The sequence below is a fragment of the Ureibacillus chungkukjangi genome, from assembly GCF_044795995.1.
Lineage (GTDB): Bacteria > Bacillota > Bacilli > Bacillales_A > Planococcaceae > Ureibacillus > Ureibacillus chungkukjangi.
The window spans coordinates 1,733,325-1,752,601 of sequence record NZ_CP085009.1 but is presented as its reverse complement, the minus strand read 5'-3'; the positions used below and the strand labels follow the sequence as shown (position 1 = coordinate 1,752,601).

Genomic DNA, 19,277 nt, shown 5'->3' with positions numbered 1-19,277 from the left:
TCTGAACAATTTGTTTTTATTTTATACAATCCGACCTTTATTGACACAAATCTAGCAATATGCTATCCTTTAACACGTTAGTAATTTAGTGAGTGAAAGCGTTATTCACAATTAAATAGATAAATAAAATAATATAAACAACAAGGGAGACAGATTATTATGAAACGTAAATTTTCACTAGTTTTTATCCTAGCATTAATTTTAACGGTAGTTGCCGCTTGTGGAGCTGATGACAAATCAGAAGGTGCTTCTGGTAAGGATTCCTTAATTATTGGTATAGATGACACGTTTGCGCCGATGGGATTCCGTGATGATAACAACGAAATCGTAGGATTTGATATTGATTTAGCTACTGCTGCTGCAAAGCACATGGATGTAGACGTAAAGTTCCAGCCAATTGATTGGTCTACAAAAGAATCTGAATTAAGCAGTGGACGTATTGATTTAATCTGGAATGGCTATACAGTTACAGAAGAGCGTAAACAAAAAGTCTTATTTACAGAGGCCTATTTAGAAAATGCTCAAGTTGTGATGACTTTAGCCGATTCAAAAATTACTTCATTAAATGACCTTGCTGACAAACAGGTAGGCATACAGGCTTTATCTTCAGCATTAGATGCTTTAAACGCTAATCCTATCAGTGAAAAAGTAACTTTAAATGAGTATAAAGATAATGTTTTAGCTTTGACTGATCTAAAAGCAGGTCGTGTAGAAGCAGTTGTAATCGACAAAGTTGTTGGTGAATACTTCATGACTCAGCAAGCTGATACCTTCAAAATTTTAGAAGAATCCTTAGCGCCTGAACAATACGCTGTTGGTGTGAAAAAAGGTAATGAAGAGCTTCTAGGAAAAGTACAAGCTGCTTTAGATGCTATGAATGAAGATGGCACTTCAGCTGAAATCTCTACAAAATGGTTTGGCGAAGACATTGTACTCAAATAATTTCACAGACTAATTAAATGAAAATCACTTGATAAGAGTTTCCATATCCATGTGAAGCTCTTATCTTTTTGAATCTAAGATCGAATTACAACACGATTTTTTAACAACTCGAGGAGGAAATACAATGGTTGAATATTGGAATAAGATTATTTGGCCAATGCTTGAAGGAGCTCAAATGACGGTACTCCTTTTCTTCATTGCAATAATTGTTTCAATTCCACTTGGTTTCTTGCTTACTTTAGCAGTAAAAAGTAGCTTTAAACCATTATCGTGGCTTGCTCAGAGCTATATAACTATCATGCGTGGGACACCACTCTTATTACAGCTTTTATTAATTTGCTTTGGTTTACCAATGCTACCAATTATCGGCGAGTATTTAGTATTCGATCGCTTTGTTGCAGCATGTATCGGATTTGTATTAAACTATGCTGCTTATTTTGCAGAGATTTTCCGCGGAGGATTACTTGCTATTGATAAAGGGCAATACGAAGCGGCTCAAGTGTTAGGCTTATCAAAATGGCAAACAACCACTCGTGTAATCCTGCCACAAATGTTCCGTGTTGCTTTACCAGCTGTTTCAAACGAATCTATTACCCTTATTAAAGATACTGCCTTACTTTACGCAGTTGCGGTACCAGAGCTTTTACACTTTGCACAAACAGCTGTAAACAGAGACTTTACCATTGTTCCCTACTTCATTGCAGGGGTTATTTACTTAATCATGACGTTAATCTTAACTATGTTCTTTAAATGGCTAGAACGTCGATATAAATTTGAATAGAGGTGAAATAGCATGTCACTAATCCAGGTTTCTAATTTAAAAAAATCCTTTGGTACAAACGAAGTACTCAAGCAAATTTCCTTTTCACTAGAAAAGAATGAGGTTGTTGCAATTATCGGTCCATCTGGATCCGGTAAAAGTACATTATTACGTAGCTTAATCAATCTAGAACAAATCAATGGTGGGAGCATCCAAATCGACAATGATTATTTAGTACACGATGGAGTTTACGTAAAACCTAATGATATTAAAAAAGTAACTGGCAAGATGGGGATGGTATTTCAGCATTTCAACCTATTCCCCCACCTAACTGTAAAACAAAATCTTGAAATGGCACCTAAGCTACTAAATCATCAACCAGCTATTGAAATTGAAACCCATGCAAAAGATTTGTTAGATAAAGTAGGTTTAACGGAGAAGGCGGATGCCTACCCTTCCAACTTATCTGGTGGACAAAAACAACGTGTTGCTATTGCTCGTGCGCTCATGTTAAATCCAGATATCTTATTATTTGATGAACCAACTTCTGCCCTAGACCCAGAGCTAACAGGAGAAGTATTAAAAGTTATGAAGGATTTAGCAGAAGAAAGCATGACAATGATTGTAGTTACCCATGAAATGGGCTTCGCAAGAGAAGTTGCAGATCGCGTTGTCTTTATGGATGGCGGAGAAATCATTGAATCTGGCATCCCAAAAGACTTCTTCTCTAACCCACAAGCCGAGCGGACAAAAATGTTTTTACAGAGGAATTATAAGTAGATAGAGTAGTGAAGAAAACTTTGATTTTCTTCGCTACTTTTTTGTTTTAGTGTTTTTGACGGATATGAGGATTGTGTGGGGGTTTTGAGATGAAGCTTGTTACGTATCAAGATTTTCTTATAATGAGTTTCAAGAACCGGATGAAAATCGTTTCACTCCTTACTCCTTCTCCAAACAAGTTTCATTCATATTCCTCAAAATAAAAAAAGAGATGAGAACGCCAACACCGCTCTCATCTCCTACTGCTTTCAAATTCACTATTCCTTAACCAAAACCCCATAATGAAACTTGGAGGTTAAGCGTATTTCTCTTTTAAATCCGAAATCCTCAAAAAATGTTGACCGAAAGTGTGCTTTTAAAACGACTCGTTTTCTAGCTACTCGTAATGCCTCGTCTACCCATTCCTGCGAAAGCTGTACATGACTGCCGGCTTCACGGAGTGCTTCAAAATTGTTGGATTCTTCGATAACCTCTTCAAACATGGGATCCATGTATACTATATCAAAGGAGTTATCCTTTTGTTGTTTTAAATACTCTATTGCTTCACTTTGGACAACTTCAATATGACGCATACAGCTAGTTAGGGGTAATTCAGTAGTATCATAGGTTTTCATACCGTTATCGACAATAAATGCAACATTTTCATCATCCTCTAGCCCCACTACTTTACCAGTTTCTCCTGCTATAAACGCAGCTAGCATTGCGTCAGCACCCATGCCTAATGTGCAATCCAAGAGGGAATCTCCCACAGCCATGTTACATGCTTCCAAGAATGGGTCTGTCTCTCCCCTTGCAACTCGCTTTAAACGAAAAGCTGCAGAATTAGGATGAAAAAAGAAAGGTGCAGTTGCACCTTTCGGATAATATTCATAACGATTTTTACCAGCAACAATGATATTTGCATCAAATTGCTGACTGATTTTCGTAACGGACCTTTTATTACGAGGCTCGAAACGGATATTTAATTTCTCACAAGCTTTTTTTGCCAGTGTCATAGATAGGTCATCTGGTCGACCAGCAGTTGTAACAAGAGTTATTGTGCACATGCTTGCTTTAATACACCTGTTAAATGCTCAGTAATTTGTTCTACTGGATAGCCTTCGATTTGATCACGAGGGATGAAGTACTCTAATTGCCCATCTCTTAACACTGCAATAGATGGTGAACTAGGTGGTACTTCTTCAAAGAATCCACGCATAGCCATTGTTGCATCCTTGTCTTGACCAGCAAAAACTGTAGCCTGATGATCTGGTTTTACTGCTTCAACAGCTTGGCGAACTGCTGGACGTGCTAAACCGGCAGCACATCCACAAACAGAGTTAATTACTACCAATGAAACTCCTTTAGCAGAAGCCATAAATTCATTTACAGCATCAGGAGTTGTTAATTCGGTAAAGCCTGCATCTACCAATTCTTGGCGCATTGGTTGCACAATGCCCTTCATATATTCATCATAAGCGTTCATAGTATCTACCTCTTTCATATATACTCACTAATCCTTATTATACCAATACAACATTTGTAATTTCAAAGTTTGTGCCTTACTTTGTTGCGCTTACTGTTTCGGCAGGTTGCTTGAGTACTGGTTTTTTCCATACTAAAGCAATTCCTAACGCGACTGCTAAAAATACAGTTGCTAGATAATATGGATAGTCAACATCAATATCAAATAGCATACCACCCAAAATTGGACCAATTGCATTTGCAAGTGAAGTAAACATAGAGTTCATGCCACCAACAAAGCCTTGGTCATTTCCTGCTATTTTGGATAGATATGAGGTTGCAGCCGGACGTATTAAATCGAATCCAACGAAGCACATCGTAATAACAAAAATAATCATTAAATAACTAGACACTTGCGTGATAGCAAATACAAAAATTGCTGAAATTACAAGGCAAAGACGAATTAACTTAATTTCACCCCACCATTGTGTCATTCGATCGAATAGTAAAACCTGTGATAATGCACCAATAAGAGCAGAAACAGTTATTACAATCGCAATATCTCTCGGTTCAAAGCCAAATTTATGGTCTGTATATAAGCTAATAAACGATTCCACCACGGCTAGACCAAATGATGAAATAAATAATATTAAAAAGGCAATTAAGAACATTGGAATTAAGATCTTCTTTAAAGGAGATTTCGATTTAGCATGTTCCACAACTTCTGGTTGCTCCGTACGTTCAGGCTCTGTTAAAAATAGTATCGATAACACAGTAGCGACTACACCTAACACAGCTGCGGCAAAGAATGGCACACGTGTACCTATTTCAGCAAGAAAGCCCCCAACACCTGGTCCAATAATGAATCCTGTACTAATTGCAGCAGACATGTAGCCCAGTGCTTTTGGTCTTGTTTCCATAGTTGTTATATCGGCAATGTACGCCATTACAGCTGGCATGATAAATGCTCCACTAACACCGCCTAAAATTCGTGAAATAAATAAAACTTCAACTGTTTTACCTAATCCAAATAATAGCTCCGAAACAGCAAAGGTAGCGAGCCCCAATATTATCATAATCTTGCGACCATATTTATCGGCAAATCGCCCTGCAATTGGTGATAATACAAGAGATGTTAACGCAAATGCGGCAGTTAAATAACCGACAACAGTTCCGGAAATTTGTAATTCATTCATGATTGTAGGCAACACTGGAATAATCAAGCCAATGCCTAAAAATGCGATAAACAAATTCCCTAATAAGATTGCTAAAACAACCTTTGTATTTTTATTCATAATAATACTCACTTTCTTTTAAATTCTCTCTAAAGCCTTTTTTTATACCTGCGTATGTTTTGATTAAAAAATCATCCTTTCATTCCCCCAACAAAAGAAAATCGATTTTTATAAAAATCCCTTCATACACATAAAAAATGTACAAATGCCTACTCTCTAAGCATTGTACATTTAAATAAGAGCTCAACTTTAACTATATCTAAATTAGACGTCCAAGCATTTAATATGCCTTCAGACTATATATTGATTCAGAATGCAAAATTCCTCTCTTCGATAGTATAATACAGGATTGACATAAATAGCTAACCATTTTATTTTTTTCTTAAATAACACATTAAAAGAGCGCTTATTCTTATTATCGGAATAAACGCTCTTTTTAGGCCAAACTTAGTTCAGAGTTAAATTCATTTTTGGTTTTTAATTAACAACCTTCACAGTTGTCGTCGTTTTGGTTTTGGTTATTACGGTTGCGGTTGTTGAAGCTTGCTTCATCAGCAAATTCCTCTTGGTTGCGGTTGAAGTCTAAATCCTCCGCGAACTCTTCACGATTGTTGTTTTGGTTTTGTTGATGACGATTATTATTGTAGTTTCTTTTTTCCATTGTCACTCACCTCCGTCTTTTTATTTTGAGTAAAATCGCTTTATTTATGCGTTTTAATTTTAATCATTCTTCACTTTTTTTCTCATCCTTACTAGACACCTTCTTATTGATTCCACGATAAATCTGAGTAACCATTGTTCCTTGAACAACATGCTCAAGGAACAATTTTCCGACTAGTTTTAAATATTCATCATCATCAAACATTTTTCTATCCTGAAATTCCATCTCGGCTAGTCCATCGTAAGTTGCCATAATGGCGTAAGTATAATCGTATCCCGTAATAGGAATTAGCACTTCTACCTCATGATCATAAGAATCATTTCGATATTTTTTGATTTCCTGTAAATTCTCGATTGCCTCTTTAAATTTATCTTGTTTAATTTCAAAGGTTTGATATACATGAACAGACATTGTTTCTACTCCTTGAATGTATTTAGAATTTAATAAGCATTAATAGTTGTCCTACTTCTGCTCCATAACGAATAAGATGGTACAAACCATTTTTAGTTACTAAAGGAGTTTTGAAATGAGTGCTTTTTTCGGATATGTCATACTAGGGATTTCGCTTGCAGCTCCAATAGGTCCTGTAAACGCAGCTCAAATTACGAAAGGAATTTATGGTGGATTCGGACATGCTTGGCTAGTCGGTTTAGGTGCAATGTTAGCTGACGCTATTTATATGGCCATAGTATATTTGGGTGTTTTTCATTTTCTTGAAACTCCATTTATGCAAACATTACTTTGGTCATTCGGTTGTTTTGTACTGATTTACACCGGCGTAGATAGCATTATCAACGCAAAAAAAGAAATCAAGATGAATAAGATGAAAAACGATTCACTTAAAAAATCATTTTTCTACGGTTTTTTACTTTCTATTACTAATCCATTATCGATGATGTTCTGGTTAGGTATCTTTGGTTCAGTATTGGCCAAAACCGTTACTACCTACGATCTTGACCATGTGATTTTATATAGCCTTGCAATTTTCGTTGGGTTATTTATATGGGATGTTACTATGGCTTTTATTTCAAGTAGCTTCAGAAAGGTTTTAACAGCAAAGCTTCTAGGTTTGATTTCGGCAATTTCAGGCCTGTCCCTTATTGGCTTCGGGTTATATTTTGGTGTACAAGCCATTAAATTATTGTTTTTCTAACATACTTAATTTTGCTTTCTGAATGTCTGCTAAATTCCACGAGGCAGCTCATTCTTGTTCTTTTTCTTCCCTTTTCTCATAAATAAAATAACAACTATAACAAGTACTATGAAAATTACACTTACAAAAAAGCCCATACGATTTGCTTTATCTACCAAGGTTCCACTTACTGCAAGTAGTATAAGGAGCATGGCTAAAAATCGCTTTACATGATCAAACTTTGTCGCTTTTATAAGCTTAGGAAAAGAAATAAGTATGAAAAACCAATTGTATATAAGCATTAACCCTGCAGCAGTTGTGATATATTCGTAAACTCGATCTGGTACAATGCGTGAGACGATTATAGAAATAACTAACACAGAAATGGTTAATGCTAATGCAAAAGGTGGTACCTTTAATTTACTTTTTTTAGAAAATACCTTTGGCGCATCCCCTTCCTCAGACATTGTAACGAGCATGCTTGTTACAGCAAAAAGTGATGCTGCCATTGTTGAGAAGCCCGCTATAATAACACCTGCATTAAAGACATAGGGGAAAAATGCTAAATTATACTCTGCCAAGGAAATGACAAAGGGACTTTCCTCTGCATTAAATTCATCATAGGCAACTAAGCCTGAAGCTAATATTATTGAGATTATATAAATTGACGTTAAGATAATCAGCATAACAGTAGTAGACTTGATAACCTCTGTTTTCTGTTGGAGCCTAACTGAGAGTATCCCCATGATTTCTATACCACCAAAAGCATAAAAACCAAATATAAGGGATGACCATAAGCCGATCATACCTTCAGCAAAGAACTCATTTGCTGTATTAGGTATATCAAAATCATCTCGATTTCCGCCGAAAAATCCAAATAATACTAAAATCGCTAAGATGATAAACATAAAAATAGCGGCCACTTTCATTACTGCGAATAAGTTTTCGGTTCGTTCAAAGCCTTTTGTTCCGATAAGAACGACAATTATTCCAAGTGTTGCGTAAATTGATGCAAGTATCCAAATCGGTATATTGGGGAACCAGAAGCGAGTTAATATAGAAAGTGCGGTCAATTGACTCCCGGAAATAAGCATTTCGGAGAACCAATATACCCAACCACTACTAAACCCTGCCCATCTTCCAAAAGCTTTTTTAGTATAGGAACGAAATGACCCTTTTTGTGGGTCCTGGATAAACATTTTTCCAAGCTGCTCTGAAACAATCATGGCTGTAATGCCGGCAAGTATAAATGAGATGACAATGGAAGGACCTGTTTTTGAAATACCTATACCCGAACCAAGAAAGTAACCAGTTCCAATGGTACAGCCAACACCAATCAGGGAGAGTTGCCACCATTTCAACTTTCCTCCACCGCTCTTTTCACTTTTCCCTCCTGCACGTGCTGGTATTTCCATCAAAAACTCCCTCCTTAAAATCCTATTTATTATGAGCGATGAAAAAAAGTTTATGCATTTTTTAGATAGGGACTAGAGTTGTTAGTAGAAGTTAATTGGTGTGTTTGATAGTGATGAAGGATTGAGTGTTAGAGATTTGAATTGGGATGGGAGTGGACGTGGCGAGCGTTATTAATCCCCAGTGGAGTGAGTTTACTTTTGGTTTGTCGTAATCATGTTGACTTTGATAGCTTTTGGAGCGGGGTTCTTATTGCTTCGTCGTAATAACATTGGCTTTGCTACCTTCTGAAGCAGGTGTCCTCTTGGATCGTCGTAATATCTCCCGCTTTGCTACTTTTCAAATCAAAATAACTCTTACATCGTCGTAATAACGCTGGTTTTGCTACCTTTTGGAGCGGGTTTCCTGATACTTCGTCGTATTAATGCCAGCTTTGCTACCTGCTGAAGCAGGTGTCCTCTTGGATCGTCGTAATATCTCCCGCTTTGCTACTTTTCTAATCGAACTAACTCTTACATCGTCGTAATAACACTGGCTTTGCTACCTTCTGGAGCGGGTTTCCTGATACTTCGTCGTATTAATGCCAGCTTTGCTACCTTCTGAAGCAGGGGTCCTCTTGGATCGTCGTAATATCTCCCGCTTTGCTACTTTTCAAATCAAAATAACTCTTACATCGTCGTAATAACGCTGGTTTTGCTACCTTTTGGAGCGGGTTTCCTGATACTTCGTCATATTAATGCCAGCTTTGCTACCTTCTGAAGCAGGTGTCCTCTTGGATCGGCGTAATATCTCCCGCTTTGCTACTTTTCTAATCGAACTAACTCTTACATCGTCGTAATAACGCTTGCTTTGCTACCTTTTGGAGCGGGTTTCCTCTTGCTTCGTCGTAATAACACTGGCTTTGCTACCTTCTGAAGCAGGTGTCCTCTTGGATCGGCGTAATAACTCCCACTTTGCTACTTTTCAAAGCAAACTACCTCTTGCTTCGTCGCAATCTCCTCGGCTTTGATACCTTTCAAAGCAAATTTCCTCTCATCTTGTCGCAATATCCCCGGCTATACTACCTTCAGAAGCATGGTTCCTCTCGAAAGGTCGTGATATCGGTTCTATTTTGCATCCTTCCCTTAATTCAGAAAAAAAAAAGCGTCCATCCTTTCTCTAGGATCAACACTTTTACCTTCCCTTTATTTACTTTCATATTTTACAATTCCGTAATATACTAAGTCTTCGAAATGACCATCTTTTTTGATTTGGTCGATGAGGATTCCTTCTTTTTTCATGCCTATTTTCTCCATAACTTTACCTGAAGCAGGATTAGAACCAAAGTATCGAGCAAAAACCTTGTGATAATTCTTTATTTCAAAAGCAAATTCCACCATTGCTTGGGCGGCTTCTGTTGCATAGCCCTTTCCCCAGTACTCTTCCCCAACCCAGTAGGCAAGCTCTCCTTGCTGGAAGGTTTCATTATTAGAAAGTCCTATGGCTCCATATAATTCACCACTTTTTTTATCTGTTATCGCAAGCTCATATAATCGATTCGCGTTAAAATTCTCCAGATGCTGCTCAATCCAACCTAAAGCATCTGCTTCCTCATATGGATATGGCAGATATAAGGTACTTTTATAAATATTATAGTTATTGCACAATTTGGCAACTGTTATAGCATCTGATTTTTGGAAAAGCCGTAGTATTAATCGATTGGTAGAAATAGTTTTATTTTGATTATTAAAAATCATATACATTCCCCTTCTTTAAAAATCTAAGATGGATAAAATTGCTTTCTCCAAACAATACTAACTTCATAAATAAATTGTTCGGAGGTGAAATGATGACCGAACTTACGCTTAAGGAACTGGCATTTATTGAAGATGAAATTCGCGCAGAAGAAATTACCGCAAAAACAATGAATTGGTGTGCTGCGCAATGTGACGACCAGGAGCTAAAGAAGTCCCTTGAAGAAATGGCAGAAAAGCATCAGCTAAAAATCGTTGAGCTTTCCCAATACTTCAACAGAACAAAGAATATTCAATAACGTAAAGGGTGAATTAAATGCCAAATAATATTGAAGGACGTGGTTTAACTGACCGCGAAATGCTACAGCTATGCTTAGAGCTAGAAAAAGGACGTTGCCGCAGCGTCAGCAATACTCTGTTAGAAACAACACACCCCAAACTGCGTGAAATTTATGAGCATTGCTTTGAAAATGCTAGTAATAATCAATTTCAGCTCTTCGAGATTATGAACAAAAAAGGCTGGTATAAAACAGAGCTGGCAACTAAAGAACAAATCGTTAATGTACAGGAGCTTATGCAAAATAACCTCCATCCAGATAATCAATTTTGACCAAATGTCAGGTATTCGACCCTTCCTTCGAATACCTTTTTACTTTAATGTAAACCCATAAATGAAAAAACCATTGATAAAGTAAAGCCCGCACTCCAGGCACAACCTAATATTTTTTGATTATGATAACTTTTTCCCTGTTTTACTTTATCAATTAGCTGGACTAAATTATAGAACCATAATATTGAAAAGACAGTTGGTATAATGAACATAAATAACTCCAAACCAATCCCTCCTATTTCTTAGTTTTTATGTAATCATATTTATCACTTCGCCGTCAATCTACAAAATGTTATAGTTTAATAAACTAAAATACGGCGGTGATCCTTATATGAAAATTGATTTCCCTAAAATTCCAGCTGATTTAACAACTAAAAATTTTCATGATATCTTTCATGAAGAAGATCCAGAGTTAGAATATTGCGAGATACAGCATTCTAATTTTGAAAATGAAGTCGTTCATCGTGCTAGATTAACTCAAATGACTATTAAAAATTGCCGATTCAATAATACAGATTTTGAAAATATCGATTTGACTGATGTCTTATTTGAAAAATGTGATTTGTCTAATGCCAATCTAAGTAAGTCCTCTATTCATCGTGTAAGATTTGTAGATTGCAAGCTATTAGGCGTTAATTTTACAGAATCGAGTCTTGGAAATGTACAATTTGAAGATTCAGTTTTAAACCTATCAATGTTTGGTAACTCAAAGCTCGATAAAGTGATTATTAATAATTGTTTATTAAAAAATACGGATTTCTATGATTGTAAGCTTAAAAGTATCGAGCTTAAAAACTGTCATTTAGACGGTGCTAATTTTGAAGAAACCTCTCTAAAAGGCATTGATTTAAGCACTTCTACTTTTGATGATTTAAATGTTTCTCTTTCAAATTTAAGAGGCTGCAAGGTTTCATCAAATCAGGCGATTCAATTTGCTTCATTACTAGGACTGATTATCAAGGATTGATTTAAGCAATATCAAAAATGTCTAGTAAGTTATGTTTACTGGACATTTTTACAATTAAAATTAATTTAATTTAATTCGAAATAACATATATTGCTGGAATTTCTTCAGTAAGCTGAATTTTAGACGCCATCGGGTTTACCGTTTTCCAATGTTCTTTATTGAAGCCTGGTAATGTCGCCATCACATAATAATTTTTGTTGCCAGATGGTGATACTTCCATTTCAATAGTATTATTCTCACCAGGAAGATTCCATTGTTGTAAAAAATATTGTCCGTTTTTTATTAAATAATTCGCTAAGATGAAGTTTCCCTCAATAAGAACTAAACGTACTAAAAAAGTATCTTCCTCATAATTGGCAATTTCCTCAACCTTCACTTCTTTTTCAAGATACTCGAAAGGTGCTTCGATAACTACTGAGTTAAACAATAATTGATCAATCTCATCCTTATTTGCTTTGTCCATTGTAGAATAAGAGGTAAAGGTAACTGTATGATCTGAATCAACTTTATAGTATTCATTTCGGTATTTGTATCCGTTGGCAACAACTCGATATTCATAAGGCTGGTAACCTTCTTCAAGAATTTTAGGTGTTATCTCAAACTCATGCTTTGGGTAGTTCTCCTGTAAATAATCGACTAAAATGCTGTATCGCTTTGCATGCTGCATTTTCACATAGGAGGGACGAAAAGAGAAAAATAAAATGAAGGCAAGGACTGAAATAATCGTCACTGTAAGAGCTATTTTTTTCTTTTTTCGAAAGATAAACCAAATAATAGCGAGGACAATAATGAGTATAGCGCCGAAAAATAGCATTCCTATAATCTCTACAGGTCTCATCCCTCATCCCCCTACTTTTACATAATAAAAAAATTTAAACCCACTCTAAAATCTCGATTCTATTTCCAAATGGATCAGATACATAGAAACGTTTAGCCCCTGGAAGGTTATCATCCTTGGTGATTGTGATATTGTTTTTTGTTAAGTGCTGTTCGAGTGCCTCGATATTATCTACTTCAAAGGCTGGGTGTGCTTTTTTTGCAGGTGCGAAGGGTTCTTCGATACCAATATGAATTTGCTGATTGCCAAATGCAAACCAAACTCCACCGCGCTTTTTCAGTTGTTCAGGCTTTTCAATTTCAGTAAAGCCTAGTATCTCACTGAAGAATTTTCGAGCCTCCATCTCACTCCCCATTGGTGCCGCTAGTTGAATATGGTCAATTGCTTTAAAATGAAAAGTCATTTAGTTTTCCTCCATTCATTTGTTTTACATCACCTTCTCTTCCAATTTTAAACAAATCCACAACATAAAGAAATGTTATTAAATTTATAATTTTCCATAAATTATAATTATGACCCGAAATTACAAGAAAAGCGTCAATCTCTTTGATCAACGCTTTTTCGCTTATTTAGTTTTGGATATACTTTTGGAAAACATCAGAGAAATCCTTTTTCTCGTTTTGATCGTAGGTTTGCTTCAACCAAGAATTTGTGAGATTAACAATTTTGTTAAATTCGATATTCGTTGGTGTGTCTGTATTTCTTTGACCGTAATTTACATCACGAGCGATTAACACTGCTTCTTTGGCAAACTCATTTAGACGAGCATTCTTTTCTTGAATTTTTGAAATTGCTAGTAAGGATTTGTAAAGATCTGCAATTTCCACACCAAATTTCTTAGCAATATCAATTGAGAATGAATTGTGACCAATTTGGAATTTAATTTCAAGATCAAGGTCAATCGTACCAGCAGTTTCCAGCATTACATTTTCAATATGATGTTTATAAAAATCATAACGCTTTAACACGCGCTTTTTGCTTAAAGCCGAATCTCCATCTAAATGTAATAATGCCATGTTAGTGAAGCAATACTCATCTGATTTAGATTTAATAAGGAAGAAAATCTGTTCTCCATCTTCTGTTAGGATGAAATCGTCTGATTCCGTTTTATTATAGTCCTCAGGCTTAATCACCTGCCCGATATCGCTTAATCCTAAAGCATCTCCAACTGCATTTCCTACTAGGTTTTTAAACATTCCTTTAACCCCTTTCCATACTTACCTCTATTTTAAGAATAAATTGAAAAGTCCAAACTAGCAAGAAGGTATTTCCAACTAATTTACAATTCCCGTCATTCTAAGCCAAGCGCTTTTTTATTAACCAAAATATGAGCATAAAGAATACAAGCCAATAATAGTCCTACAGCTGCAAAACACACTGTTGTAATCTGTAATGAATACCACTCTGCAAGCACACCTATTACAAATGTTAGTGTTACCTGTAGAGCACTTTGCAAAAGATTGATGGCACTACCGAAGCGCCCCATAATTTCTGTTGGAATGGTTTTCTGGTACAGCGTAGCATAGCCTGTATTGCAAAATGCCATGAACAGCCCTAATGTAACGAAACTGACAATAGCCAACCAAAGTGTATTGGAGGCGTAGAAAACTGTATAGCTTAGTAAAGTAAGTGAAAACCCTAGTCCTATATAGGTTTTTAAGGATAGCTTGTTTACTAAAGTAGTCGCAAATATGCCTCCGATAATTGCTCCCACTCCTGCAACGCTAACAATTATTCCATAAACACTATCAGATGCATCCAACACATCCTTTATAAATGTCATTTCCTGAGAATCTAGGGCAAACGCGATGATTAATGCAAAATTGAAAAGTAATAAAAAGTATAATAGGGCTGGTAGCTGCCGAATAAACGACCAAACGACTTTAAAGTCTTCGATAATCGTATGTAACCTAACAATTTCCCGTTTATCAGACGTTACATCATCAAATTTAGGCAATAAATAAATGGCAAGAGCACAAACAAAAAATGTTAAACTATTAATCCACATTGCGACACTTGTATTACTTAGAACAATAATCCCCCCTGCTAAGGCAGGTCCTATCATAAATGAACCGGAATTTATTGTACTAAGAAGCGCATTAAAACGTTGCTTATCATCATCATTTACTAATTTTGTAATTACATATGTACTACTCGGACCAAAAAAACTGCTCGCGATATTCGCTATAAATATAAGACTATAAATCAACCAAATAGAAGTTGAAAACGGCATTATAAATACAAGGATTCCACGGATGATATCTGACCAAATCATTAGCCTTCTTTTATTATTACGGTCAATAATTGAACCAGCTACTAAATTACTTAATATTCGCGCTATGGGACCAACCATATAGATACCAGCAACAGCTGCCGGCGAATGGGTAAGATGCCATACAGATAGGTTTAATGCGATTAGATAAATCCAGTTCCCTAAATTCGAAAAGCCTAGTCCTCCTAATAACAGCCAATATTTCCTCACTACGTTCATTGTCACATCACTCCCTATATAAAAAGCATATGGAAAATATTAGACTTATATAATAATTCGACAAAAAAGAGCATCATCCTTCTTTGGATAAATGCCCTTTTTAAAACCAATATTAATTTAACTAATTAACCGAATTTGCAACATCCATCAGAGCTTTTGAGGGATCTATATCGCTAGCGTTTTTATCAATTCTTACAATGTACTGTAAATTGTTTTTTTCAAAGACAAAAACGTGAAAGATATGGTGTTCCACATAAATACCTTTACTGCCATCCTGAAGCGTATATTCTTTCCCTTCATAGCTCACTTTACTAGGACGAACATCAATCTTAAAAATATTATTTTTCTGTTCTCTATTTACAAAGCGAATTTGCAGCAAATCTTTTTGTCTATCCTTGTGATCCTTATAATATGCTCCAAATTCATGGGTAAACTTAAGGTCAGGAATCATTGCAGGAAGTTTTACTACACAATCACAATTCTTTTCAAACTCACTAACTGCTTCATCTACCGTTTTATACCCAACCCTTACTGAATGGTCTTCATAATAAGGCGTAGTTTCTTTAGAATTTGCAAAAACTTTTTCGTCACCTGTCTCTATAGTAAAACCCATTACGAACAATAATAATAAAGGAAATATTTTTTTCAAGTTATCATACCTCTAGTATTTTTATTACTAAGTTTGTCCAACTTCATATAAATTATCCTCATATAGTTCAATTATTACTATTTCTGATTTTCTCTTTCACAACATAAAACTCGCGAATGAAGGCTCCCAAAACAGCAGCACTACTTATCACAAGAAAAAGATTAATGCCTCTCACAAAAAGGAATGGTGAAGACATTATTTGAATGCTTCCTCCAATAATAAATAGTACAAAAAATAAAGAGCTAATTATCAATTGTTTTTTAGTCTCTTTTACATTCAATTGACTTCCCTCCTCAATCTACTATCATGTTATATATGTTTACTTAAAGGATCCTAAGATTTCCCAATACATTTTCAGCTCATTTTTCCGGTGAAATACTCCAATTACCCTCTCTACATCCTTCACATTGATGCTTCCTAAACTCAAGATGTGGGGAATATAAACAAACATCCCCATCTGGCTGCCATTTTTATGACCTTCTTTAAAGTATTCGTAAGTATCTACCGGTAAGGAAGAACACTCCTCATACGAAATAATATCGATGAGTTCCACTTCATCTTCTGGAATTTCAGAAGCTGGACCGTTATCCTTTTCCTTGCTATACAAAAATACTGCATTTTTATTTTCAAGCAAGCGTTCTGTAGGAATCTTGTAGAACATTAAGTCCTTTTTCACACTGCTTCCGATTGAATTCAACGCTTCGTAGATATAGTACGGATGCAGGGGCAATAAAAAAATGACGTCATTCCACAAACAATTTAGCTTAGGAACGCTTTTAGCTAATAGCTTCGGTCTGTCAGGATGATCAAAATACTTTTTCGCATAGTTTTCATAAAGTGTTGGTTCACTTAATTTCATTTCATTTAAAGAAATAAGATTTTCTCCCACCATGCTTTTAGGTACCATATGATAAACGTATTTCATCTCTCCACCCCGTCCATAATATTATTGGAAATGAATCCCACTTATTTACTTATCATAACCACCAAAAAGGAGAAAATATAGACTGAAATTCTTTGGGAAATTATGCTATAATTGAATTAACTTAAAGCTAGAAAAAAAGCAGCCACCTTCATATTAGAAAGGTGGCTGCTTCTTTAGTTTTATCCTGCCATTACTTCTTTTTCTTTAGTTCCATGAATTTGGCTTAAAATTAATGCACCAAACATTTGGATCACTGTTTTTACAATTACTTGACCTAAAATAGCTGCTGGTACCGCCTCCCATGGCAGGAACCCTGCACCGAGTGGACTTAAACCGACAATTACAAATACAACTGAATCAAAGAAGCCGCCAACAATCCCACTGTAAAATACTCGCCAAGCCATTGGAAGCTTTAGACGTGTATAGATTTCAGTATCTGCTGTTTCAGCGATTAAAAATGAAAGAGCTGAAGCAGCTACTATCATAAGAGTATCTCCTAGAGAATAGGAAACTATCGCAGATAAAAATAAAGCTGTAAAAATAAATAGGTATGTTTTCTTACGACCATATTTATTTTGAACAAGATCTCGGAAAATGAAGGTTGCTCCAACAAAAAGCGTCCCCATTGGAACGATAAACATCCCAAATTCTAATGGAGCAAATCGCGCTGTGACTACATTAGCAATCACAATTGATAATAAATAAAATAATATTCTCATGTCTATCTCCTTAAATTTAAATTTGCACATCAAAGCTAGACGCCTCTTTTATTACCCCAGATCAGCGTATGTAGCTGCGGCAAAACTCTAACATTCCGTAGTTCCTCATCTGCAACAACCTTATCAACTAATACCTCGTATTTTTCAAGTAAACGACTAACCAGCTTCTCATTGTCACTCTCTGAAATATCGTCGTTACCAACTTGAAGGTAAAAAGGGATTTCTGGGTATCTAAGGTGAATATCCTTTGCATATGCATAATCAACTTCGCTAAAGATGACGATTTTTAATGAAATATTTTGATTGCTATTTTTACTATTTAGCTTTTCAATTATTTCAGTTAGCATCGAATAGTTCGTTACCATCCCCGAACTAGGAGGCTTAGGTGAAATAGTTAATTCATCTACCTCATATAACCACTCTTGCCATTTACTCCCCTGTGTCTCGACACCAATTTTAATGTTATTTTCTTTCAATCTATTAACCAGACCCTCTAAATTTCGGAGAAGTACTGGATTGCCTCCTGAAATCGTTACAAAAGAAAAACCGTTTCCGCCAAGTCGTTTTAACTCAGCCCAAATTTCTTCAGCTGTTAGTTGAGAAATCAAATGCTTTCCACTACCATCCCATGTAAAGGCTGAATCACACCAGGAGCAGGAATAGTCACAGCCAGCCGTTCTTACAAACATCGTTTTCTGTCCAACAACCATCCCTTCACCTTGAATGGTCGGACCGAAAATCTCCATAACAGGAATTTTACTCAAGCTCCATCCACTCCCGTCTTGCCTCTGCATAGCTAGTTGGCGTTTCATATAAACGAACGAATTCCACACGAAGCCCGTTATAATCTTGAGTATTCAATAATGCCTCTGCCAGCTTCCCATATATCCAAACCACAATATTTTCTGCCGTTGTATTCATTAATGGGAGTGTTTCATTTAAGTAACGATGGTCTAAATCAATTTCAATTTGCTGCTTCCAGATTTCTTTGATATCACCGAAATCTATTACTAACCCACGTTCATCTGTATAGCCACTTATTCCTAAAACTGCACGATACGTATGGCCATGTAGGTTTTTACATTTACCTTCATAATTATGTAAGTGATGTGCTGCATCAAAGGTAAATTCTTTACTTACGAGAACTCGCTTTGAATGATACTTTAATTGATTTTTTTTGATATCCACATCAAGCTTCTGCAGCTGGTCGACAATTCGAAACTCTCTCATGCCTTAAGACCCTTTTTCAAGGTTAAATATTCATCTAATCCATTTTGACGCAATTTACAAGATGGACATTCACCACACCCATCTGCAATTACACCGTTGTAGCAAGTAAGGGTTCTTTCACGTACAAAATCAAGTGCTCCTAATTTATCAGCTAGCTCCCAGGTTTGTGCTTTGTTCAGCCACATAAGCGGTGTTTCAATCACGAAGGTGTCATCCATAGATAGATTCAGTGTTACGTTTAATGATTTTATAAAAATATCGCGACAATCAGGATAACCGCTGAAATCTGTTTCACAAACACCTGTAACGATATGCTTTGCTCCCACTTGACTTGCTAAAACTCCTGCGAAGGACATGAAAAGTAGATTTCTTCCAGGTACAAATGTAGATGGCAGCTCCCCATCCTCTCCATCTGCTACTTCAATGTCAGTTCTCGTTAATGCATTCGGTGCCAGCTGATTTAAAAGGGACATATCCAAAATATGATGCTTTACGTCAAGCTCCTTTGCAATCTCTTTTGCACATTCAATTTCAAGACAATGCCTTTGACCATAATCAAAAGTCACCGCTTCCACTTCAGCATAACGCTCCTTCGCCCAGAACAGACAAGTGGTACTATCCTGCCCACCACTAAATACTACAATTGCTTTACCTTGTTTCATCCTTAAAACTCCTTTAAACGAAAAAACAGCACTCTAAGAGAAATGCTGTTTCTTCTTAGTTTTTTTAAGAGGGTAGCTAAAACCTCT

General features: G+C 36.1%; 25 protein-coding genes. 7 read left to right on the top strand and 18 right to left on the bottom strand.

Annotation, left to right across the window (positions count from 1 at the left end; all coding sequences use genetic code 11):
- Positions 1-159 precede the first annotated feature (159 nt).
- The 3 genes from LG296_RS08670 to LG296_RS08660 all read left to right on the top strand — a co-directional run bounded on the left by LG296_RS08670 (position 160) and on the right by LG296_RS08660 (position 2,482).
- Positions 160-942, top strand: a complete 783-nt coding sequence (locus tag LG296_RS08670; RefSeq protein ID WP_107935590.1) for an amino acid ABC transporter substrate-binding protein — start codon at positions 160-162, stop codon at positions 940-942.
- 124 nt (positions 943-1,066) lie between these two features.
- Entirely contained in the window at positions 1,067-1,723 is a 657-nt protein-coding gene (locus tag LG296_RS08665; protein ID WP_107935588.1) for an amino acid ABC transporter permease, read from the top strand.
- Positions 1,724-1,735: 12 nt separating this feature from the next.
- Positions 1,736-2,482, top strand: a complete 747-nt coding sequence (locus tag LG296_RS08660) for an amino acid ABC transporter ATP-binding protein (protein ID WP_107935586.1) — start codon at positions 1,736-1,738, stop codon at positions 2,480-2,482.
- A 257-nt stretch (positions 2,483-2,739) separates the two neighbouring features.
- Here the strand turns inward: LG296_RS08660 and LG296_RS08655 are convergent, their stop codons facing one another.
- The 5 genes from LG296_RS08655 to LG296_RS08635 all read right to left on the bottom strand — a co-directional run bounded on the left by LG296_RS08655 (position 2,740) and on the right by LG296_RS08635 (position 6,232).
- Positions 2,740-3,528: a class I SAM-dependent methyltransferase gene (locus LG296_RS08655; protein WP_107935584.1), complete on the bottom strand. Its 789-nt coding sequence runs from the start codon at positions 3,526-3,528 to the stop codon at positions 2,740-2,742.
- Positions 3,516-3,947 (bottom strand): BrxA/BrxB family bacilliredoxin, encoded by a 432-nt coding sequence (locus LG296_RS08650; protein WP_107935582.1) that lies wholly within the window; start codon positions 3,945-3,947, stop codon positions 3,516-3,518. Before LG296_RS08650 ends, LG296_RS08655 begins: the two co-directional genes overlap by 13 nt.
- Positions 3,948-4,023: 76 nt before the next feature.
- Positions 4,024-5,220, bottom strand: coding sequence for an MFS transporter (locus LG296_RS08645; protein ID WP_107935580.1), 1,197 nt, complete (start codon positions 5,218-5,220; stop codon positions 4,024-4,026).
- A gap of 421 nt (positions 5,221-5,641) precedes the next feature.
- Entirely contained in the window at positions 5,642-5,821 is a 180-nt protein-coding gene (locus LG296_RS08640) for a hypothetical protein (RefSeq protein WP_107935578.1), read from the bottom strand.
- Between the two features lie 63 nt (positions 5,822-5,884).
- Positions 5,885-6,232, bottom strand: a complete 348-nt coding sequence (locus LG296_RS08635; protein WP_107935576.1) for a hypothetical protein — start codon at positions 6,230-6,232, stop codon at positions 5,885-5,887.
- Between the two features lie 115 nt (positions 6,233-6,347).
- Between LG296_RS08635 and LG296_RS08630 the strand changes: the two genes are divergently transcribed.
- Positions 6,348-6,974: a LysE family transporter gene (locus LG296_RS08630; RefSeq protein WP_107935573.1), complete on the top strand. Its 627-nt coding sequence runs from the start codon at positions 6,348-6,350 to the stop codon at positions 6,972-6,974.
- 29 nt (positions 6,975-7,003) lie between these two features.
- Here LG296_RS08630 and LG296_RS08625 read toward each other — a convergent pair whose 3' ends face one another.
- On the bottom strand, positions 7,004-8,368 hold the full coding sequence (locus LG296_RS08625; RefSeq protein WP_107935571.1) for an amino acid permease: 1,365 nt from the start codon (positions 8,366-8,368) through the stop codon (positions 7,004-7,006).
- A 1,182-nt stretch (positions 8,369-9,550) separates the two neighbouring features.
- Positions 9,551-10,102: a GNAT family N-acetyltransferase gene (locus LG296_RS08620; RefSeq protein ID WP_107935569.1), complete on the bottom strand. Its 552-nt coding sequence runs from the start codon at positions 10,100-10,102 to the stop codon at positions 9,551-9,553.
- Positions 10,103-10,194: 92 nt separating this feature from the next.
- On the opposite strand from LG296_RS08620, the gene LG296_RS08615 reads away from it, so the two are divergent.
- The 3 genes from LG296_RS08615 (at position 10,195) to LG296_RS08605 (ending at position 11,676) form a co-directional block, all read left to right on the top strand.
- On the top strand, positions 10,195-10,398 hold the full coding sequence (locus tag LG296_RS08615) for a hypothetical protein (protein WP_107935567.1): 204 nt from the start codon (positions 10,195-10,197) through the stop codon (positions 10,396-10,398).
- A gap of 17 nt (positions 10,399-10,415) precedes the next feature.
- Positions 10,416-10,709 carry a spore coat protein gene (locus LG296_RS08610; RefSeq protein ID WP_107935565.1) on the top strand — a complete coding sequence of 98 codons (294 nt, stop codon included), beginning with the start codon at positions 10,416-10,418 and terminating at the stop codon, positions 10,707-10,709.
- A gap of 331 nt (positions 10,710-11,040) precedes the next feature.
- Positions 11,041-11,676, top strand: a complete 636-nt coding sequence (locus tag LG296_RS08605) for a pentapeptide repeat-containing protein (protein ID WP_107935561.1) — start codon at positions 11,041-11,043, stop codon at positions 11,674-11,676.
- 70 nt (positions 11,677-11,746) lie between these two features.
- Here LG296_RS08605 and LG296_RS08600 read toward each other — a convergent pair whose 3' ends face one another.
- From LG296_RS08600 to queC, 11 genes are all read right to left on the bottom strand, one after another.
- Positions 11,747-12,514: a hypothetical protein gene (locus LG296_RS08600; RefSeq protein ID WP_404427939.1), complete on the bottom strand. Its 768-nt coding sequence runs from the start codon at positions 12,512-12,514 to the stop codon at positions 11,747-11,749.
- A gap of 34 nt (positions 12,515-12,548) precedes the next feature.
- Positions 12,549-12,917: a VOC family protein gene (locus LG296_RS08595; RefSeq protein ID WP_107934528.1), complete on the bottom strand. Its 369-nt coding sequence runs from the start codon at positions 12,915-12,917 to the stop codon at positions 12,549-12,551.
- 166 nt (positions 12,918-13,083) lie between these two features.
- Positions 13,084-13,710: a PH domain-containing protein gene (locus tag LG296_RS08590; protein WP_107934527.1), complete on the bottom strand. Its 627-nt coding sequence runs from the start codon at positions 13,708-13,710 to the stop codon at positions 13,084-13,086.
- A 95-nt stretch (positions 13,711-13,805) separates the two neighbouring features.
- Complete coding sequence (locus LG296_RS08585; protein WP_107934526.1) at positions 13,806-15,005, bottom strand: MFS transporter; 1,200 nt, start codon at positions 15,003-15,005, stop codon at positions 13,806-13,808.
- A gap of 121 nt (positions 15,006-15,126) precedes the next feature.
- Positions 15,127-15,654, bottom strand: coding sequence for a carbon monoxide dehydrogenase (locus LG296_RS08580; protein ID WP_107934525.1), 528 nt, complete (start codon positions 15,652-15,654; stop codon positions 15,127-15,129).
- Between the two features lie 67 nt (positions 15,655-15,721).
- On the bottom strand, positions 15,722-15,934 hold the full coding sequence (locus LG296_RS08575) for a hypothetical protein (protein ID WP_107934524.1): 213 nt from the start codon (positions 15,932-15,934) through the stop codon (positions 15,722-15,724).
- Between the two features lie 39 nt (positions 15,935-15,973).
- On the bottom strand, positions 15,974-16,579 hold the full coding sequence (locus LG296_RS08570; RefSeq protein ID WP_181417984.1) for a group-specific protein: 606 nt from the start codon (positions 16,577-16,579) through the stop codon (positions 15,974-15,976).
- A 179-nt stretch (positions 16,580-16,758) separates the two neighbouring features.
- The gene (locus tag LG296_RS08565) at positions 16,759-17,298 is read right to left on the bottom strand and encodes a VUT family protein (RefSeq protein WP_107934523.1); all 540 of its coding nucleotides are present in this window, start codon (positions 17,296-17,298) and stop codon (positions 16,759-16,761) included.
- Positions 17,299-17,333: 35 nt separating this feature from the next.
- Positions 17,334-18,062, bottom strand: coding sequence for a 7-carboxy-7-deazaguanine synthase QueE (gene queE, locus LG296_RS08560; RefSeq protein ID WP_107934522.1), 729 nt, complete (start codon positions 18,060-18,062; stop codon positions 17,334-17,336).
- Positions 18,055-18,528 (bottom strand): 6-carboxytetrahydropterin synthase QueD, encoded by a 474-nt coding sequence (queD, locus tag LG296_RS08555; protein WP_107934521.1) that lies wholly within the window; start codon positions 18,526-18,528, stop codon positions 18,055-18,057. Before queD ends, queE begins: the two co-directional genes overlap by 8 nt.
- The gene (gene queC / locus LG296_RS08550; protein WP_107934520.1) at positions 18,525-19,190 is read right to left on the bottom strand and encodes a 7-cyano-7-deazaguanine synthase QueC; all 666 of its coding nucleotides are present in this window, start codon (positions 19,188-19,190) and stop codon (positions 18,525-18,527) included. Before queC ends, queD begins: the two co-directional genes overlap by 4 nt.
- Between the last annotated feature and the right edge of the window lie 87 nt (positions 19,191-19,277).

Excerpts from the sequence above, each read along its gene's own strand:
- LG296_RS08635 (WP_107935576.1), bottom strand. The coding sequence starts at position 6,232 with ATGTCTGTTCATGTATATCAAACCTTTGAAATTAAACAAGATAAATTT.
- LG296_RS08630 (WP_107935573.1), top strand. The coding sequence starts at position 6,348 with ATGAGTGCTTTTTTCGGATATGTCATACTAGGGATTTCGCTTGCAGCT.
- LG296_RS08595 (WP_107934528.1), bottom strand. The coding sequence starts at position 12,917 with ATGACTTTTCATTTTAAAGCAATTGACCATATTCAACTAGCGGCACCA.
- LG296_RS08655 (WP_107935584.1), bottom strand. The coding sequence starts at position 3,528 with ATGTGCACAATAACTCTTGTTACAACTGCTGGTCGACCAGATGACCTA.
- LG296_RS08585 (WP_107934526.1), bottom strand. The coding sequence starts at position 15,005 with ATGAACGTAGTGAGGAAATATTGGCTGTTATTAGGAGGACTAGGCTTT.
- LG296_RS08615 (WP_107935567.1), top strand. The coding sequence starts at position 10,195 with ATGACCGAACTTACGCTTAAGGAACTGGCATTTATTGAAGATGAAATT.
- LG296_RS08565 (WP_107934523.1), bottom strand. The coding sequence starts at position 17,298 with ATGAGAATATTATTTTATTTATTATCAATTGTGATTGCTAATGTAGTC.
- LG296_RS08640 (WP_107935578.1), bottom strand. The coding sequence starts at position 5,821 with ATGGAAAAAAGAAACTACAATAATAATCGTCATCAACAAAACCAAAAC.
- LG296_RS08670 (WP_107935590.1), top strand. The coding sequence starts at position 160 with ATGAAACGTAAATTTTCACTAGTTTTTATCCTAGCATTAATTTTAACG.
- LG296_RS08600 (WP_404427939.1), bottom strand. The coding sequence starts at position 12,514 with ATGAGACCTGTAGAGATTATAGGAATGCTATTTTTCGGCGCTATACTC.
- LG296_RS08660 (WP_107935586.1), top strand. The coding sequence starts at position 1,736 with ATGTCACTAATCCAGGTTTCTAATTTAAAAAAATCCTTTGGTACAAAC.
- queC (WP_107934520.1), bottom strand. The coding sequence starts at position 19,190 with ATGAAACAAGGTAAAGCAATTGTAGTATTTAGTGGTGGGCAGGATAGT.
- LG296_RS08605 (WP_107935561.1), top strand. The coding sequence starts at position 11,041 with ATGAAAATTGATTTCCCTAAAATTCCAGCTGATTTAACAACTAAAAAT.
- LG296_RS08645 (WP_107935580.1), bottom strand. The coding sequence starts at position 5,220 with ATGAATAAAAATACAAAGGTTGTTTTAGCAATCTTATTAGGGAATTTG.
- LG296_RS08570 (WP_181417984.1), bottom strand. The coding sequence starts at position 16,579 with ATGAAATACGTTTATCATATGGTACCTAAAAGCATGGTGGGAGAAAAT.
- LG296_RS08620 (WP_107935569.1), bottom strand. The coding sequence starts at position 10,102 with ATGATTTTTAATAATCAAAATAAAACTATTTCTACCAATCGATTAATA.
- LG296_RS08650 (WP_107935582.1), bottom strand. The coding sequence starts at position 3,947 with ATGAACGCTTATGATGAATATATGAAGGGCATTGTGCAACCAATGCGC.
- LG296_RS08590 (WP_107934527.1), bottom strand. The coding sequence starts at position 13,710 with ATGTTTAAAAACCTAGTAGGAAATGCAGTTGGAGATGCTTTAGGATTA.
- queD (WP_107934521.1), bottom strand. The coding sequence starts at position 18,528 with ATGAGAGAGTTTCGAATTGTCGACCAGCTGCAGAAGCTTGATGTGGAT.
- LG296_RS08665 (WP_107935588.1), top strand. The coding sequence starts at position 1,067 with ATGGTTGAATATTGGAATAAGATTATTTGGCCAATGCTTGAAGGAGCT.
- LG296_RS08610 (WP_107935565.1), top strand. The coding sequence starts at position 10,416 with ATGCCAAATAATATTGAAGGACGTGGTTTAACTGACCGCGAAATGCTA.
- LG296_RS08625 (WP_107935571.1), bottom strand. The coding sequence starts at position 8,368 with ATGGAAATACCAGCACGTGCAGGAGGGAAAAGTGAAAAGAGCGGTGGA.